Origin of the sequence: Streptomyces sp. NPDC006691 (genome assembly GCF_042869955.1) — a bacterium.
Lineage (GTDB): Bacteria > Actinomycetota > Actinomycetes > Streptomycetales > Streptomycetaceae > Streptomyces.
In genome coordinates, this window is record NZ_JBIAGW010000001.1 from 409,706 (window position 1) to 427,231 (window position 17,526).

14 protein-coding genes are annotated in these 17,526 nt (G+C 70.8%); 7 read left to right on the forward strand and 7 right to left on the reverse strand.

What is annotated here, in order from left to right; translation table 11 throughout:
• Positions 1 to 22 precede the first annotated feature (22 nt).
• Together cobM and cbiE are read right to left on the reverse strand one after the other, a co-directional pair.
• Positions 23 to 766 (reverse strand): precorrin-4 C(11)-methyltransferase, encoded by a 744-nt coding sequence (cobM, locus tag ACFYNP_RS01835; protein ID WP_388417884.1) that lies wholly within the window; start codon positions 764 to 766, stop codon positions 23 to 25.
• Positions 763 to 2,103: a precorrin-6y C5,15-methyltransferase (decarboxylating) subunit CbiE gene (gene cbiE / locus ACFYNP_RS01840; RefSeq protein WP_388781647.1), complete on the reverse strand. Its 1,341-nt coding sequence runs from the start codon at positions 2,101 to 2,103 to the stop codon at positions 763 to 765. The genes cobM and cbiE overlap by 4 nt, the downstream gene beginning before the upstream one ends.
• A gap of 956 nt (positions 2,104 to 3,059) precedes the next feature.
• On the opposite strand from cbiE, the gene ACFYNP_RS01845 reads away from it, so the two are divergent.
• Together ACFYNP_RS01845 and ACFYNP_RS01850 are read left to right on the forward strand one after the other, a co-directional pair.
• Positions 3,060 to 5,054, forward strand: a complete 1,995-nt coding sequence (locus ACFYNP_RS01845; protein ID WP_388781650.1) for a GTP-binding protein — start codon at positions 3,060 to 3,062, stop codon at positions 5,052 to 5,054.
• Between the two features lie 167 nt (positions 5,055 to 5,221).
• Positions 5,222 to 6,094: a lytic polysaccharide monooxygenase gene (locus ACFYNP_RS01850; protein WP_388781653.1), complete on the forward strand. Its 873-nt coding sequence runs from the start codon at positions 5,222 to 5,224 to the stop codon at positions 6,092 to 6,094.
• An 87-nt stretch (positions 6,095 to 6,181) separates the two neighbouring features.
• Here the strand turns inward: ACFYNP_RS01850 and ACFYNP_RS01855 are convergent, their stop codons facing one another.
• Positions 6,182 to 7,558 (reverse strand): MFS transporter, encoded by a 1,377-nt coding sequence (locus ACFYNP_RS01855; protein ID WP_388781656.1) that lies wholly within the window; start codon positions 7,556 to 7,558, stop codon positions 6,182 to 6,184.
• A gap of 135 nt (positions 7,559 to 7,693) precedes the next feature.
• On the reverse strand, positions 7,694 to 8,302 hold the full coding sequence (locus tag ACFYNP_RS01860; RefSeq protein ID WP_388781659.1) for a trimeric intracellular cation channel family protein: 609 nt from the start codon (positions 8,300 to 8,302) through the stop codon (positions 7,694 to 7,696).
• Between the two features lie 1,036 nt (positions 8,303 to 9,338).
• On the opposite strand from ACFYNP_RS01860, the gene mgtA reads away from it, so the two are divergent.
• Positions 9,339 to 12,065 carry a magnesium-translocating P-type ATPase gene (gene mgtA, locus ACFYNP_RS01865; RefSeq protein ID WP_388781661.1) on the forward strand — a complete coding sequence of 909 codons (2,727 nt, stop codon included), beginning with the start codon at positions 9,339 to 9,341 and terminating at the stop codon, positions 12,063 to 12,065.
• Positions 12,066 to 12,160: 95 nt separating this feature from the next.
• Here mgtA and ACFYNP_RS01870 read toward each other — a convergent pair whose 3' ends face one another.
• Together ACFYNP_RS01870 and ACFYNP_RS01875 are read right to left on the reverse strand one after the other, a co-directional pair.
• Positions 12,161 to 12,502 (reverse strand): hypothetical protein, encoded by a 342-nt coding sequence (locus ACFYNP_RS01870; RefSeq protein WP_382583597.1) that lies wholly within the window; start codon positions 12,500 to 12,502, stop codon positions 12,161 to 12,163.
• Positions 12,503 to 12,617: 115 nt separating this feature from the next.
• Positions 12,618 to 14,561, reverse strand: coding sequence for an APC family permease (locus tag ACFYNP_RS01875; protein WP_388781664.1), 1,944 nt, complete (start codon positions 14,559 to 14,561; stop codon positions 12,618 to 12,620).
• 166 nt (positions 14,562 to 14,727) lie between these two features.
• Between ACFYNP_RS01875 and ACFYNP_RS01880 the strand changes: the two genes are divergently transcribed.
• Entirely contained in the window at positions 14,728 to 15,558 is an 831-nt protein-coding gene (locus ACFYNP_RS01880; RefSeq protein ID WP_388781667.1) for a helix-turn-helix domain-containing protein, read from the forward strand.
• A complete protein-coding gene (locus ACFYNP_RS01885; protein WP_388781669.1) occupies positions 15,555 to 15,818 on the forward strand; it encodes a DUF397 domain-containing protein in 264 nt (87 codons plus the stop codon). The genes ACFYNP_RS01880 and ACFYNP_RS01885 overlap by 4 nt, the downstream gene beginning before the upstream one ends.
• 86 nt (positions 15,819 to 15,904) lie before the next feature.
• Here the strand turns inward: ACFYNP_RS01885 and ACFYNP_RS01890 are convergent, their stop codons facing one another.
• Positions 15,905 to 16,417, reverse strand: a complete 513-nt coding sequence (locus tag ACFYNP_RS01890) for a hypothetical protein (RefSeq protein WP_388781672.1) — start codon at positions 16,415 to 16,417, stop codon at positions 15,905 to 15,907.
• Positions 16,418 to 16,591: 174 nt separating this feature from the next.
• Here ACFYNP_RS01890 and ACFYNP_RS01895 point away from each other — a divergent pair, with 174 nt between their 5' ends.
• Both ACFYNP_RS01895 and ACFYNP_RS01900 read left to right on the forward strand, forming a co-directional pair.
• Positions 16,592 to 17,032 (forward strand): DUF4279 domain-containing protein, encoded by a 441-nt coding sequence (locus ACFYNP_RS01895; RefSeq protein ID WP_388781674.1) that lies wholly within the window; start codon positions 16,592 to 16,594, stop codon positions 17,030 to 17,032.
• Positions 17,022 to 17,483, forward strand: a complete 462-nt coding sequence (locus ACFYNP_RS01900; RefSeq protein WP_388781677.1) for a hypothetical protein — start codon at positions 17,022 to 17,024, stop codon at positions 17,481 to 17,483. The genes ACFYNP_RS01895 and ACFYNP_RS01900 overlap by 11 nt, the downstream gene beginning before the upstream one ends.
• The last annotated feature ends 43 nt before the right edge of the window (positions 17,484 to 17,526 follow it).

Sequence of the window (17,526 nt, forward strand, 5' to 3'; positions counted from 1 at the left end):
GCGGGCCCGCGCACGGACGTGGTCAGCAGCGGTGCCGGTCGGCCGAGTACAGATGGCTGTCGCGGAACTCGGCCGCGCCCAGCGTCCGTCCGACCAGGATGACGGCGGTCCGCACGATCCCGGCCTCCTTCACCTGGCCCGCGATGTCCGACAGGGTGCCGCGCAGGACGACCTCCTCGGGCCGTGAGGCGAAGGCGACGACGGCGGTGGGGCAGTCGGCGCCGTAGTGCGGCAGCAGCTCCTCGACCACGCGATCGACGTAGCCCGTCGCCAGGTGCAGCACGAGCAGTGCGCCGCTGCGCCCGAGGGTGGCGAGGTCCTCGCCCTCGGGCATGGCGGTGGCGCGCTGCGCGACGCGGGTGAGGATGACGGTCTGGCCCACGGTCGGCACGGTGAGCTCCCGCTTGAGGGCGGCCGCCGCCGCGGCGAACGCGGGCACGCCCGGCACGACCTCGTAGGGCACCCCGGCCGCGTCCAGGCGCCGCATCTGCTCGGCGACGGCGCTGAACACCGACGGGTCGCCGGAGTGCAGCCGCGCCACGTCCTGGCCGGCCTCGTGGGCGCGCACCAACTCCGCGGTGATCTCATCCAGGTTGAGCTGCGCGGTGTCGACGAGACGGGCCCCCTCGGGGCACTCCGCGAGCAGTTCGCGCGGCACCAGGCTGCCGGCGTACAGACAGACCTGACAGGAGGCGAGCGTACGGGCACCGCGCACCGTGATCAGGTCGGCGGCACCGGGCCCCGCGCCGATGAAGTACACGGTCATCTGTCGTCTCCTGAAGGGGCGTTGAGGGTCTCGGGTTCGGGCACGGGCACGGGCACGGGTACGGATCCAGGCACAGGCACAGGCACAGGTACGGGTCCGGGTCCGGGTCCGGCCTTGGTCACCGCCCACTGGGTGACCGGCATGGCCTGGCGCCAGCCCGTGAAGGTGCCGACCGGCACGGCGTGCGCGACGGCGAGCCGGACGAGTTCGCCGCCGTGGCGCCGGTACCACTCGGCGAGCAGCGCCTCCGACTCCAGCGTGACGGTGTTGGCGACGAGCCGGCCGCCGGCCGGCAGCGCGTCCCAGCAGGCGTCGAGCAGCCCGGGCGCGGTGAGCCCGCCCCCGATGAACACGGCGTCGGGCGAGGGTAGTTGGCCGAGCGCGCCGGGCGCACGGCCGAGGACCACATCAAGCCCTGGCACACCGAGCCGCTCGGCATTGCGCCGCATGCGCTCGGCCCGCACCGGATCCCGCTCGACGCTGAAGGCCCGGCAGGACGGGTGCGTACGCATCCATTCCACGGCGATCGAGCCGGAGCCCCCGCCGATGTCCCAGAGCAGTTCGCCGGGCGCGGGCGCGAGCGCGCCGAGGGTGGCGGCGCGGATGTGCCGCTTGGTGAGCTGCCCGTCGTGCTCGTACGCGTCGTCGGGCAGCCCCGGCACGGCGCCGAGCCGGAGGGTGCCGGGGGCGCGGCGGCAGTCGACGGCCACGACGTTGAGGGCGTCGCAGTCACCCTCGCCCCAGGTGTCCGCGATGCCCGTGCGCTGGTCCTCCTCCTCGGACCCGAGCTGTTCGAGCACCCACATCCGACTGGGCCCGAACCCGCGGTCGCGCAGCAGGGCGGCGACCTCGGCGGGGGTGCCGGCCCCGGCGCTGAGCACGAGGAGGCGCCGGCCGTGGTGCAGGGCGGCGGCGACCCGGGCCACGGGCCGCCCGACGGCGGTCACGACCTCGGTCTCCTCCACGGCCCACCCGAGCCGCGCGCAGGCGTAGGCGACGGAGGAGGGGTGCGGGAGGATCCGGGGCGGGGCGCCGAGGACTTCATTGAGGGTGCGGCCGATCCCGTAGAACATGGGGTCGCCACTGGCCAGGACGGCGATGCGGCGCCCCGCGTGGGCCTCCATCAGCCCCGGCACGGCGGCCCGCAGCGGCGAGGGCCAGGCGACGCGCTCGCCACGGCACGCGTCCCGGGGCAGCAGCGCGAGCTGCCGGGCCCCGCCGACGACCACCTCGGCCGCGCCGAGCACCCCCCGGGCGGCGCCCCCGAGGCCGCCCCATCCATCGGCCCCGATGCCGACGACGGTGACGTCGGGGTGGGGGGTGCGGGGGTGGTTCACGGATACCTCGGAGGTGCGGTCGGCGTCTGGCGTGCGGTCGGCGTCTGGCCCCGCACTCTACTGTCCGGCCCCCCGCCCCATACGCCCTGGGTCCAGCCCCCTCGCCCCCGACCCCACCCTCACACCACACGTGCCGGCTCCCGCCCCTGCCCCGCCGTTGCCCGCGGCCCGCGGTCGCTTCTCGCGCAGTTCCCCGCGCCCCCAAAACCGTTGTCGTCCGCGGACCGTGCCCGCCTCTCGCGCAGTTCCCCGCGCCCCCAAAACCGTTGTCGTCCGCGGACCGTGCCCGCCTCTCGCGCAGTTCCCCGCGCCCCCAACCCCGGTTTCGTCCGCGGACCGTGCCCGCCTCTCGCGCAGTTCCCCGCGCCCCCAACCCCGGTTTCGTCCGCGGACCGTGCGTGGCTGCTCGCGCAGTTCCCCGCGCCCCCAAAACCCGTTGTCGTCCGCGGACCGTGCCCGCCTCTCGCGCAGTTCCGCGCGCCCCTGTAGGTGGCCCCGCGTCCCCCCGACCACGCCCACCGCGGCGGAGCCGCGCGAGTGGCGCAGTCCCGCAGCCCTGTGGCGGCCCTGAATGCCTCGGTGCTGGCCCGCACCGGGCATCTTCAGCCCGTCCGGCGTTTGAGGACGAGCGCCCTTAAGGCGCGAACGGGGTCTGGGGCAGAGCCCCAGGGGCCGGAACCAACCAGCCCCGGGCAACGGGCGGGCGGGTGGGCAAACCCCCCGGGGGCCGGGGCGCAGCCCCGCGAGGCAAACCCAGGGCCAGGGCGGAGCCCAGGGGGCCCATACCCCCCCGTACGAAGCCCCCGCTCAAAAACCCCTCGCACCCCCAACCCCCACCGCCCTAACCTGACCCCGCCCACACAACCGACCCACCCCGCGGGAGCAAACCGTGCGCCGACCCTTCGAAGCCGCCCAGAGCCCACACCTCACGGCCCCCTTCGGAGAACCCCGCACCCATGCCCACAGCACCCCGCATCCTCAACATCGGCATCCTCGCCCACGTCGACGCCGGTAAGACCAGCCTCACCGAGCGCCTCCTCTTCGACACCGGCACGATCCGCCGGCTCGGCAGCGTGGACGACGGCAGCACGCAGACCGACACCGGCGCCATCGAGCGGCAGCGCGGCATCACCGTGCACTCCGCCGTCGCCGCGTTCCGGGTGGGCGACACCCAGATCAACCTCATCGACACCCCGGGTCACAGCGACTTCATCGCCGAAGTGGAACGCGCCCTGGGCGTGCTGGACGCCGCCGTGCTCGTCCTGTCCGCCGTCGAGGGCGTACAGGCACAGACCCGCGTCCTGATGCGCACCCTGCGCGAGACCCGACTCCCCACCCTCGTCTTCGTCAACAAGATCGACCGGGCGGGCGCCAGGACGGACGCCCTCGTGGCCGACATCCGCCGCCGACTGACCCCGCACGCGGCCCTCATGACGCACGTACGAGACGCGGGCACCCGCGCCGCCGCCACCTCGCCCCGCACCTTCGACGACCCTCAATTCCGTTTGGCCATGGCCGAGTTGCTGGCCGAGCACGACGACACCCTGCTCGCCCGAGTCGTGGACGGCCCCGAGCCGACCCCCGCCGAGCTCTCCAAGGCGCTGGCCGACCAGACGGCGAAGGCCCTCGTCCACCCGGTGTACTTCGGCTCGGCGATCGGCGGCCAGGGCGTCGACGCCCTGATCGAGGCGATCGTGGCCATGGCACCCGAACCGGCCCCGAACCCTGCCCGGGATCCGGCGACCCCTCCCCGAGGCACCGTCTTCGCGGTGGAGCGGGACCCGTCGACGGGCCGCAAGACGGCGTATCTACGCCTGTTCGAAGGGGAGGTGACGAACCGTCAGTACCTGACGTTCGCCTCGCCCGGCACGAACGCCACCCACACCGGCCGCCTCACCACCCTCGAAGTAGTAGGGGCAGGAACGGACGACTCCCGGACCCCCCTCACTCCCGGCAACATCGGGAAGCTGCGCGGCCTCCCCGGCGTCCGGGTGGGCGACCACCTGGGCCGCCCCCCGGCCCGCGCTCCCCGCTTCGCCGCCCCCACCCTCCAGAGCGTCGTACGCCCCCGGGAGCCCGGCACCGCCCTGGCCGCCCGGCTGCACCGCGCGCTGACCGACCTCGCGGAGCAGGACCCGCTGATCCGGGCCCGTACCGAACCGGGCGGCGCCGTCTCGGTGTTGCTGTACGGCGAGGTGCAGAAGGAGGTCATCGCCGCCACGCTCGCCGACGCGTACGGCATCGAGGCGGTCTTCGAGCCGAGCCGTACGGTGTGCACCGAGCGCCCCAACCGTACGGGCGAGGCAGTGGTCGAGATGGACCGCGGCCCGGCGCCCACCGGCCACTGGGCGACCGTCGGTCTTCGTGTGACGCCCGCCCCGTACGGCAGCGGCACCGCCTTCCGGTACGAGACCGAACTGGGCGCGCTGCCAAGGGCGTTCCACCAGGCGGTCGAAGAGACCGTCCACGAGACGCTGCGCGCGGGCGCCGGCCCGCACGGCTGGGCGGTCACGGACTGCACGGTCACGCTCGTCCGTTCGGGGTTCAACAGCATCTTCAGCACGGCGGGCGACTTCCGCGCCCTCACCAGGATCGTCCTGGGACACGCCGTGCGGGACGCCGGCACCACGGTCCACGAGCCCTACCGCTCCTTCGAGTTGGAGGTGCCGCCCGACAGCATCGCGGCGGTCGCCACCCTCCTCTCCTCGATGGGCGCGCTCATCGAGGAGAGCAGCGCCGCGGGCGAGGCGTGGCTGCTTCGCGGCACCGTCGCGGCCCGCCTTGCCGCGGCCATCGAGCAGCGGCTGCCCGGCCTCACCCACGGCGAGGGAGTCTGGTGGTCGCGCCCGGCGGACGACCGCCCGGTGAGCGTCCGGGAGCCCGTCGACGGCACGACCGACGACACGGCACCCGAATCGGCACCCGGCAAGCCGAACGACAGGTTGGCGTAGACCTCTTGCGGCTTGGTCCAGACCAATGCCAGTCTGCCAAGTGCCGCTACCAGAGGGCGACTTGGCCCGCCCGCACTCCGCCATGCCGCCCCGCCTTCCCCACCTCCCCGCCTTTCCCACCTCCCCACCTCCCCACCTCCCCACCTCCCCACGATCAAGGAGCACGCATGTCCGCTCGGCGCACCGCAGCGTCCCTGGGCGTCCTCGGGGCCACCTCCCTGACGGTCCTCGGCCTGACGCCCACGACCGCGTCCGCACACGGAGCCATGTTCAACCCGGTCAGCCGGATCGCCGCCTGCTATGCCGAGGGCCCGGAGCACCCGGTGTCCCAGGTGTGCAAGGACCTCGTGGCCGACTCGGGCACCCAGCCGCTGTACGACTGGAACGAGGTGAACATCGCCAACGCCAACGGCCAGTCCCGCCAGCTCATCCCCGACGGGAAGCTGTGCTCGGCCAACCGCGACAAGTACCGGGCGCTGGACTGGGCCCGTACCGACTGGCCGTCCACCAGCGTCGCGGCGGGCAGGTTCGACTTCAAGTTCCGTGTCACGGCAGCCCATTCGGGCACGATGACGGTCTACATCACCAAGGACGGCTTCGACCCGACGAAGCCTCTGAAGTGGTCCGACCTGGACAACACACCCGTGGCCACCTACCAGACCCCCCGCACCGCGACGGACGGCTACTACAACTTCAGCGGTACGCTGCCGGCCCGCACGGGCCGCCACATCATCTACAAGGTCTGGCAGCGCGACGACAGCCCGGAGGCGTTCTACAGCTGCTCGGACGTGGTGTACGGCGGCACCGCCAAGGCCGCCGCGGCGCCCACCGAACAGAAGATCGCCGCAGGAGCCTCCCACTCCACGGTGAGCCACCACGGCCACGGCGGCGACCCCGTGACCCCCACCACCGCCTCGGCTTCCGCCTCCACCCCCGCCACGCCCGCCAAGAACTCGGCCGCCCCCCAGGCCCTGGCCGCGGCCTCCGCCGCGAGCGTGGCCGGCGGCGGCTTCCTCCTCCTGCGCCGCCGCCGCGGCTGACCCGGACACAGCGGGACCCCGTCCGCCCCGGCCCGCCGGCGTGGGCGGGGTCAGCGCCGCCGTGCCGTCGTTCGGCCGGGACCGGTACTAACCGGACCGCCCACCGCTCTCCTGGTCGACGGCGGTGGGCCGACCTCCGACGGCCGCACCCCGCTTGGTCCGGGGCGGCGTGCCGGACACGAACACCTCCGCTTCCTGAACGGCCGGTTCGGTCGGCAGATCGCGACGCCCGCGCAGGGGACCGGCCAGCAGCAGCACGGAGCTCACCGCGAGGCCGCCGGTGAGCAGCCACAGCGCGGGTCGTACGCCGAGCGTGCTGCCCAGGAGGCCACCGAGCAGCGAACCGATCGGAATGGCACCGAAGTTGGCGACCGACATGCTCGCCGTGATCCGGCCCAGCAGATGCGGCGGGCAGTACTGCTGACGGAACGTGCCCTGAATGACGTTGGCGGACACCACGCCCAGGGCGAGCACCGCCCCGCCGAGGGCGAGCAGGACGACCCGCCATCCCGGTTCGGCCAACGGGATGAGCAGGCCGAACGGCGCGGTGGCGAACTTGCACAGCAGCATGCCGCGGGCCGAGCCGAACCGCCGGGAGAGGGACCCCGCGACAACGGCGCCGAGCAGGCCGCCGACGCTGGCGCCCGCGAGCAGCCAGCCCACCGCGGACGCGCCGACGCCCAGGTCGCGGACCAGGAAGACAGTGAGGAGGGCCTGGTAGCCGGTGAGCAGCAGGTTGGTGACGGTGCCGTAGGCGGTGAGGACGCGCAGATAGGGGTCGCTCATCGTGTAGCGCAGGCCGTCGCGCACCTCCTGACGCAGCGGCCGGGGCGTGGCCGGCGCCTCGGGGCGGGGTTCGGTGCTGCGGATGCCGAGCAAGCACAGGGTGGAGACGAGGAAGGTCGCGGCGTCGACGAGGAGACCGTTGACCGCGCCGAACAGCCCGGCCAGCATGCCGCCGCCGCCGAGCCCCGCGAGCTGGGCAGCCGACTCGCTGCCCTGGAGTTTGGCGTTGGCCTCGGCGAGGGCCTCGCGGTGGACGACGGACGGCAGGTAGACCCGGTAGGCGATGGAGAAGAAAACGTTCGCGAGCCCCGTGAGCAGCGCGACCACCATGAGCTGGGCCATGGTGAGAACGTCCAGCCAGGCCGCCGCGGGCACGCTCGCCAGCAACACGAGCGAGCCCAGGTTGCAGACCAGCATCAGCGGGCGCCGCGGCAGCCGGTCCACCCAGGCGCCGGCGGGGAGGCCGATCAACAGCCAGGGCAGCCAGGCGGCGGCGGCCAGCGCACTCACCCAGAAGGTGCTCGCGTCGAGGCTGACGACGGCGACCAGCGGCATGGCCACACCGGTGATGTTGCTGCCGAAACGGCTCGTGGTCTCGCCCGCCCACAGCAGCCGGAAATCCCGTTGGCGCAGGAGTCCGCCGCGCGGCCGTATCGGGGTGTCGGTGGTGGTGTTCATCGGCCCCTCATCGCCTGGGTCTCCTCGTCGGTCCGTGGGTAGGCGGCGGTGTCCCGATGTACTCGGCGCGCATCGAACACCGCTCTGGCGGGGGCCAGTTCATCACAACGCGGACTCAGAGTGGCGTGGCCTTCCTCACCTCACGCTCTGCAACCTCGGCAGATGCAGACCACGGAAGACCGCGGTGAGGCGCAGGACAAGGACGACACCGGCGGCGGCGACCGTCGTCAGGGTCGGGCCGGCCTGGAGCCAGTGCAGGAGCTGGTAGCAGAGCGCACCGGCCAGGGCAGCGGTCGCGTAGACCTCCTCGCGGAGCAGCAGCGGCGGGAACTGCCCGCACAGTACGTCGCGTACGACCTCGCCCGTGACCCCCGTCAGCACGGCGAGGATCACCACGGCGACCGGGGTGACGTGCGCGTCCACGGCGGCGCGGGCGCCCATGACCGTGACCACCGCGAGGCCGACCGCATCCACCACCATGAGCGACCGCTGCGGCAGCTCCCACCTGCGCAGGTACAGCATCGTGCCGACGCCGACGCAGGCGATGACGGTCAGCAGGACCCCATCATGGGTCCAGTACAGCGGATGCCGGTCGAGGATCAGATCGCGCAGGGTCCCGCCGGACACGGACGCCGCGAAGGCGAGCACCAGACCGCCGAAGGGGTCCATGTTCGCCCGGTGCGCGGCCAGCACACCACTGGCCGCGAACGCGGCGACGCCGATCAGGTAGAGCACGTGCAGCATCAGGGCACCCCCGGGGTGAAGCGGCAGAAGAGCAGGCAGGAACAGGCGGCGGAAGCGGGAAGCGGAAGCGGTAGCCGTAGCGACAGCGGCAGGTCAGCGCTTGCGGCGCGCGAGCAGCAGGCCGCCCGCGGAGGCGAGGGCCGCGGCCGAGACGGCGACTACGTCGAGCACGGGGTCACCGCGGTCGGCCCCGCGGGACGCGGCCCCAGCCGCACCCCCATGTGCCGCGTCCCCATGTGCCGCGGACCCATGTGCCGCACCCCCATGTGCCGCGTCCCCATGTACCGCACCCACACGACCAGTTCCCTCACGACCAGTTCCCTCACGGGCAGTTCCCTCACGGGCAGTTCGCCCATGGGCGGTGCCCACATGCACGGTGCCCACATGAACGGTTCCCCCATGCGCGGACCGGACAGGCACCGAGGGGACATCGGCCGGAGTCACCACACGCGTCGGCGCGGCCTGCGCCGGGGCAATGAGTGCGGCCGGAATGACGACGGCTCCCGCGAGCACCGCGGTCACCGCGATACGACGGGTGAGGTCCATCCCCCGATGGTGCCGGGCCGCACCGGCCCCGCGGATCGGCCGTAGAGCCATGGCCCACCCGGCCGAAAGCACGAGCGCAGCACTCCGGCCGACCCCGCCCCCGTCCCCACCCCGACCCCCCGACCCCCCGCTCGGGACCTTCGACCCTACTTTCACATCCGCGCAAGTATGCTACTTTCGTATCGACGCAAATAACCGTGCGGTCGCCTTCTCGCGCCGCACCCGTAGCGAGGAGGTGTTCGGGATGAGTCCCGACCGAAGTCCTCGCGGCGCCCTGCCCGTCGGCTGACCAGCAGCCCGACCGGCCCCCCTTACGCTGCACCCGTTCCGCTGCACCCGCCCGCCCCCGCTCCCGTACGGACCGTACGCGGCCGCGCGGCAAGCGATGCGCCCCGTCACGCCCCGAGGCGGCCGAGGCACCCCCACACGCGCAGCGACACCACCCCGCACCACATCACGCCCACCCCTGACGACCCAGGGAGGTCTCGTCATGACCACACTCACCCCTACCCCCACCCCCCAGAAGCTCGCACCGCCGGGCCGCCGCCGTGAGCGGCGGGCCGCCGAGCTGGAGGCTCGCACCCGTACCGTCGCCGAGCGGCTCGGCGCGATCGCCGCGCAGCCCAGCGCGCACGTGCTCAAGGAGTACGGCGTCGACCGCGGCGGCCTCTGCCAGGCCGAGGTGCTCGACCGGCAGGAGCGGCACGGCCTCAACACGGTCGCCCACGAGCGCGCCCCGCGCTGGTACGTCCAGCTGGCGAAGGCCTACGCGAACCCGTTCATCGCGGTCCTCGTCTTCCTCGCGGCCGTCATGTACTGGCAGGACCCGGCGGACCCGGGCGTCATCATCCTGTCCGTGATGGTCGGCATCAGCGGACTGCTGCGCTTCTGGCAGGAGTTCCGCTCCGGCCGGGCCGCCGACGCGCTCAAGCAGCTGGTCACCACGACCACCGCCGTGCAGCGCCGGGCCGGCGGCGGCGCGCTGCCCACCACCGTCGAGGTGCCGATGGACCAGGTGGTCCCGGGCGACGTGGTCAAGCTGGGCGCGGGCGATCTGATCCCGGCGGACCTGCGGCTGATCGCCGCCAAGGACCTGATGGTCAGTCAGGCCGCCCTGTCCGGCGAGTCGTTGCCGGTCGCCAAGACGGACGTACGGGCCGGCGAGGACAACCGGATCGCCGCATCCGACGGCGACCCCGTCGAGGCGGGCAACCTCTGCCTCATGGGGACGTCCGTAACGTCCGGCACCGCGACGGGAGTTGTGGTCGCGACCGGCGCCGACACCTACTTCGGATCCATGGCGGGCTCGCTCGTGGGTGAACGCCCGCAGACGAACTTCGACACCGGGGTGCGCAAGGTCAGCTTCCTGCTCATCCGCTTCATGCTGGTGATGGTCCCGGTCGTCTTCATGATCAACGGCTTCACCAAGGGCGACTGGAACGAGGCGTTCCTGTTCGCCGTCGCCGTGGCCGTCGGGCTCACGCCCGAGATGCTGCCGATGGTCGTGTCCGCGAACCTGGCGCGCGGTGCCGTGGCGATGGCGAAGAAGAAGGTCGTCGTCAAGCGGCTGAACGCGATCCAGAACCTGGGCGCGATGGACGTCCTGTGCACCGACAAGACGGGCACCCTCACCGAGGACCGCATCGTCCTCGACCGGTACCTCGACGTGCACGGCACGGAGGACAACGAGGTCCTGGAATACGGGTACTTGAACGCCCACTTCCAGACCGGCCTGCGCAACCTCATGGACCAGGCGGTCATCGACCGCGTCAACGAGGCCGAGGAGGTTGTCGTCGACGCACGGTTCACGATGGTCGACGAGATCCCCTTCGACTTCGCCCGGCGCCGGATGTCCGTGGTCCTCAACCGCAACGGCCTGCTCGGCGGGGCCGGCCGCCCCGAGCACGTCCTGATCACCAAGGGCGCGGTGGAGGAGGTCCTCGCCCTGTGTACGCACATGAGGGACCGGGGCGAGCGCGTCGAGCTCACCGACCAGCTGCGGTGGCACGTCACGCGCACCGCCGAGGACAACAACCGCCAGGGACTCCGGGTCCTGGCCGTCGCCACCCGCACGATGCCGACCGCGCGGGACACGTACACGGTCGCGGACGAGTCCGGCCTGACCCTCGTCGGCTTCCTCGCCTTCCTCGACCCGCCGAAGGCGGACGCGGCGGCGGCGCTGCGCGGCCTCGCGGACAAGGGCATCGCGGTGAAGGTCGTCACCGGCGACAACGAGCTGGTCGCGGCCCGGGTCTGCGCCGACGTCGGCATCGAGGTCGGTACGGTCGTGACCGGCCCGCGGGTCGATGCGCTCGACGAGGCGGAGCTGCGTCAACTGACCGCCACGACCACGGTGTTCGCGAAGGTCAACCCGGTGCAGAAGGCCAGGATCGTCCGCGCGCTCCAGGCCGAGGGGCACACGGTCGGCTTCCTCGGTGACGGCATCAACGACGCGGCGGCGCTGCGCGACGCGGACGTCGGCATCTCCGTGGACACGGCGGTCGACATCGCGAAGGAGTCCGCGGACATCATCCTGCTGGAGAAGGACCTGACCGTCCTGGAGCAGGGCGTGGTGCAGGGCCGCACCACCTTCGGCAACACGATCAAGTACATCAAGATGACGGCCTCCTCGAACTTCGGCAACGTCTTCTCGGTCCTGGTCGCCTCCGCCTTCATCCCCTTCCAGCCGATGCTGGCGATCATGCTCCTGGTTCAGAACCTGGTGTACGACATCGCCCAGCTGGCCACGCCGTGGGACCGCATGGACGAGGAGTACCTGCGCAAGCCGCGCAACTGGGACGCCAGGGGAATCGGCCGGTTCATGGTGACGATCGGGCCCATCAGCTCGATCTTCGACATCGCGATGTTCGTCATCATGTGGCACGTCTTCGGCGCGAACTCGGAGGCCAACCAGGCGCTGTTCCAGTCGGGTTGGTTCGTCGAGGGCCTCCTCTCGCAGACCCTGATCGTCCACATGATCCGCACCCGCAAGATCCCGTTCATCCAGTCCCGGGCGACCTGGCCGGTCATGGTGATGACGGTGCTCGCGGTGGCGACCGGACTGTTCCTGCCCTTCTCGCCGCTGGCCGCGACGATCGGCTTCGTGCCGGTGCCGATGGGGTACTTCCCCTGGCTGGTCGGCGTCCTGCTGGCGTACTGCACGCTGACGCAGCTGGTGAAGGGCTGGTACATCCGCCGGTACAACACCTGGCTGTAGCCGCGCGCCGCCACCGGCCGTAGCCGCGCGCCGTCAACGGCCCCGGTCGCCCGCCGTCGAGGACGGGCGCCCGGGGCCGTTGGCGCGTCACCGCGCTACGGCCGGCGCTGCCAGACCGGTTCCTCGTCCCGGAGCCTGTCCCTCCGGCGTTCGACCCAGTCGAAGAACTCATTCGGTTGTGCCTCAAACGCGGCCGACAGGAGCTGATAGAGGCGGACGGCGTCGGCGTCCATCTCGTACTCACATTCCGGGCACGCGCGCCAATCGCCGCGGGCCCGGGTGAGGTCAGCCGCACACCGGGGGCAGGCCGGGTCAACCGCGTCTACGCAGGCTGGGAAGTCCCGCAGGGGTAGCAGATCCACCAGCCGTCCTGTGTCGTCGTCATCAGCTGTCCGCAGTTCGTGCACTGCATCGGTCTTCCTCTCGATGGTCCGCATGGCGTACCACATGAGGGGCTACCCAGATAGGGGTCCGGCCCATACCGACAGCCCGAACGGCTGATAACAGCGGGCTCAGGACGGAGTCACCAGCCGGGAGACGGCCGTGCGGGGCTCAGCGCTCGGCCGGCTGCCTCCGCTCGTCCTTGCCCTTCGCGGACTCCAGCCGGTAGGGCACGTCGATCACGGTGACACCGGGCATGAACAGGAGGCGGGCCTTCAGGCGGAACGCGTTCTGGTTGTGCAGCGGCTGCTCCCACCAGTGGCCCACGATGTACTCGGGGATCACCACCGACACCATCGCGGTCGGGTCCGCGTCCGCCGTCTCCTTCACATGGGCGAGGACCGGCCCGACGACCTCGCGGTACGGCGAGTTGATGATCGTCAGCGGGACGCCGAGATCGTACGAGGCCCACTGCTCGCGCAGCCGGGCCGCCTCCTCGTCGGCGGCCACCGTGAGCGCGGTCAGGGTGTCGGGCCGCAGCGCCTGGGCGAAGCCGATCGCCTTGAGGGTGGGGGCGTGCACATTGGAGACCAGGACGAACGCGTGGTGGCGCGAGGGCCTGCGCGGCTTGGCGTCCGGCTCGACGGCGACCTCCCTGGCCACCTGCTCGTAGTGGCGCCGCACGCCCTTCATGCCGAAGAACAGGATCGGCATCGCGATGATGACGAGCCACGCGCCGTGCGTGAACTTGGTGATCAGCACGATCACGAGGACGAGCCCGGTCAGGGTCGCGCCGACCGTGTTGATGGCGAGCGCACGGTGGATGTGCCGCCGGTTCGCGCGGCCCTCGTCGGTCGCGAGGACCTTGCGCCAGTGCTTGACCATGCCGGCCTGGGACAGCGTGAACGAGACGAAGACGCCGATGATGTACAGCTGGATCAGGCGGGTGAGCTGTGCGTCGAACGCCACGATCAGCGCGATCGCGGCGAGCGCCAGCAGCACGACGCCGTTGGAGTAGACGAGCCGGTCGCCCCGGTTGTAGAGCTGGCGCGGCGCGTACCGGTCCCGGGCCAGGATCGAGGCCAGCATCGGGAATCCGTTGAACGCGGTGTTGGCGGCGAGGATCAGCACGCCCGCCGTGAACGCCTGCACCAGATAGAACAGGAGGTCCGCGTGGCCGAAGGTGGCACGGGCGATCTGCGCGAGCGCGGTGGCGGTCGCGGTCCCCGCCGGCAGCCCCAACTCCGTTGGATCGGCTGCCACATGGACCTTGTAGACCATGGCGAGCGTGGTGATCCCGGCGAACATCGTGACCGACAACAACCCCATGGCGGCCAGGGTGTTGGCGGCGTTGCGGGCCTTCGGCTTCCGGAAGGCGGGTACGCCGTTGCTGATCGCCTCCACACCCGTCAGGGCCGTACACCCGGAGGCGAAGGCGCGCAGCGCGAGCAGCACGACGGCGATCCCGGCGTAGTTCCCGGCCGCGTGGATGGGCAGATCGGCGGACTCCGCGCGAATGGTGGCGCCGGTGGCGAGCCGTACGGCGGCGAACGCGAACATCAGATAGATGACGCACACGAAGCCGTACGTAGGGATCGCGAAGATGCGCCCGGACTCGCGGACCCCGCGCAGGTTCATCAGGGTCAGGATCACTACGAAGCCGACCGACAGGGCGACTTCGTGGGTGGCGAGGGACGGAATCGCGGACGTGATGGCGGCCACGCCCGACACGACGGACACGGCGACGGTCAGTACGTAGTCCACGAGCAGCGCGCTCGCCGCCGTGAGCGCGGCGGTCGGCCCGAGGTTCTCGGCACTGACGACGTAGGCGCCGCCGCCCCCCGGATAGGCGTGGCAGGTCTGCCGGTAGGACGCGATCACCACCACGAGCAGGAAGACGATCGCCGCGGCCGCGTACCAGGTGAGGTGCAGCAGGCTCGCACCGCCGAGCGCGAGGATCAGCAGGATCTCCTCGGTGGCGTACGCGACGGACGAGAGCGGGTCGCTACAGAAGATCGGCAGGGCGAGCCGCTTGGGCAGCAGCGTCTCACCCAGGCGACTGGTGTCCAGCGGCCGCCCGACCAGCATCCGCTTGGCGGAACTCGAAACTCCCATAACCCAGGAAAGTATCTGTAATGCCGCATATCTAATGGTTTGCCGCACCGGGTGAGCCCGTATGGGTGAATTCACGTTCCGTGAGCCCTGCGTCACCGGGCGCCGCTACGCTCGGATGCCGTACGGCGTACCCCGGCAACGCGGTTGACGCGTAAGGGAGTTGACCTTGACCCGCCCCAATGACCTCAACCCCTGGGATTCCCCGCGCGCGTTCTACGGAGCGGAACTACGAGGCAAGCGGAAGGCCGCCGGCCTCTCCCAGGACGAGCTCGGCGCGCTCGTCTTCTGCTCGGGCGCGTACATCGGCCAGATGGAGAACGCGACGCGACGCCCCCCACTGGAGATGGCCAAGCTGCTTGACGCCGCGCTGCATACGGACGGGATCCTGACCCGGATGTGCGTGGCGATGGAGCAGGCTTCGCAGCATGCGGAGTATTTCCGCCTCGCGGCCGAGCTTGAGGCGATGGCCTCGTCCATCTGCGAGTACGCGCCGTTGATCGTGCCTGGCCTGCTCCAGACTCCGGGGTATACGCGAGCCCTCGTTCGTGCTTCAAGGCCGTGCGCCACCGATGAGTTCGTTGAGAACAACGTCACCACCCGACAGGACCGGGCTCGGCTCCTGGACACTCCCGAAACCCCGGAGGCATGGTTCATCCTCCACGAGGCGGTACTCCGCGTTGCTGTTGGCGGCCGCCATGTCATGCACGAACAACTCGCACATATAGCAAGCCTCGTTGAGCGACACCGGATCATGGTTCAGGTGATTCCGTCGGCCGATGGGGCTCATCCGCTCATGGATGCGCCGTTCAAGGTGATGTCGTTCCTCGACGCGCCGCCCGTCGTCTACACCGAGTCAGTGCACTCAGGAAGGCTGTTGGACACTCCGGCCCTGGTCGCTAGTCACCTCAAGACTTACGATCTGGGCAGGGCCGCCGCTTTGTCGCCGGACGCGTCCCTGGCCATGATCCGGGCGGCGATGGAGGACTTCGCAGCATGAACATAACGCGCTCTCTGGCCACCGCCCGTTGGCGGAAGTCCTCCTACAGCAATGCGGAGGGCGGCAACTGCGTCGAGGTCGCGGAAGGCGCATGGCGGAAGTCGTCGTACAGCAATGCTGACGGCGGGAGCTGCGTCGAGGTGGCGGACGGCTTCGGGGACGTCGTGCCGGTGCGGGACAGCAAAGTGGCGGACGGGCCGGTCCTGGCGGTCGGGGCCGGGGCGTGGGCGCGGTTCGTGGGAGCGGTCAAGGCGTCCTGAGTTCGGCGGTGTGCGTGCGAAGGGCCCCGTGCCGCGTGTGCGGCTGGGGCCCTGTCGTGGTTCGCGGAACAGTGTCGCCGGGTTGATCAGATGGTGCGGGTTGCCTGGGTGTGGCGCAGGGTGCGGAGGATGAGCCACTGGTCGCCCCAGGCCATCGCGGTACCGATGACGGCCATGACGATGCCGAGGGTGAGCTGCCCGGTCGCCGCACCGAGCGCGAGACCGACGATGCCCAGGCCGTAGCGGACCGCGAAGCGCACGACGAGCAGGCCCAGCGCCAGGAACCGGGTGCGCTTGTTCTTCCACAGCGACTTCATGTACCGGATCCGGGCCTTCAGAACCGTGAAGGCGAGCACGATCTGGACGACCGCGACGACCGGGATCAACGCGTACAGCACCGGATAGGCCCGGGCGATGTCGAAGATCCCGGCGAAGAGACCGACCAGCGGGAAGTACCAGTTCGGCAGACCCATCAGAACCGCTTCCCCGCTGCCCGCACCGTCGCCCGCACCGGAGTTGACCTCGGCACCGACCTCGGCACCGGCCTGCTGAACCGTGCTGACCTGGACCGGCATCCCCATCGCGACCGTGGCGCTCATGGCGTTCCCCTCACGTTTTCCCCGTGCCCGCCGGCCCCTTGCCGACACCACTGATACTCCCGTCCGGCACAGCCACGGCGGCAGAGCGAAGAATCCCCACTCCCCCAGGACAAATGTCCTGAGGCTGTTGATGTCCGGCCGGGGCCGGACACAGGAGCACCGGGGAGCGGGACCATGGACTTGGGAAGGACACCGATGGAAGAAGGATCAGAGCTCGCCGGGTCGTGGGTGATGACCGAAGCCGCACTCATCATTCAGGGAGCCGACATGGATCCCGCCACCGTCACAAGGGAATTGGCACTGGATCCGACCTCAACCCGGTCACCCGGGGTCGACCGGTGGGATACGAGCGGTTCAACGGACGGACGGTGGAGGCTCGAATTCGACAACGACCACTCCCGGGATTTCTCGTTGCAGCTGGACGCAGTTCTCTCCATCGCAGAGGAGAAGACAGCAGAGATCAAGAAGCTGGCAGGACAGGGATACGAGGCAGTGATTTCCGTGTACGGATTCGCGGGCCATGATTGTTCACTTCCTTTCTCCGCCCAGCAGATGGCGCGCGCGGCGAGCCTCGGGCTGCCTCTCATCCTGACCCCCAATGTGAATGAACGCTAAGCTCGGGCGCGGAGACGGCACCTTGTCCACACAGCCCTGGAAAAGCGTTTCCACGTCACTCGTGGTGACGCGAACCGCTCTCGACCCGCAAGCGATCAGCGATGCACTGGAACTGCCACGGGCAGGGACCGTCGACGAATGCGGAGCAGGGGTGGTGTCCCGAGAGGGGTGGTGGGCCTTCGTGCATCCAGCGGCCGACCACCCGCGCTGGGAGCATCAGCTGCGGTCGCTCGCGGGCCATGTCCAACCCCGTGCCGCGAAGGTGAGGGAATTGATCTCCCTGGGACATTCCCTGCACATCAGCATCTCCGGGACGGCCGGAACGGGCGATACCTTGTTCATCTCCCTCGCTGCCCAGCAGCATCTTGCTGCCCTGGCCCTTCCCGTGAGGTGCACGGTCATCTCCACCAACGGAGAGCCGCCGAGCGACCCGTTGAATTGGCTCGACTGACGACGCTGGAACCATCGAAGCTGGGACCGTGACGTACAACCTC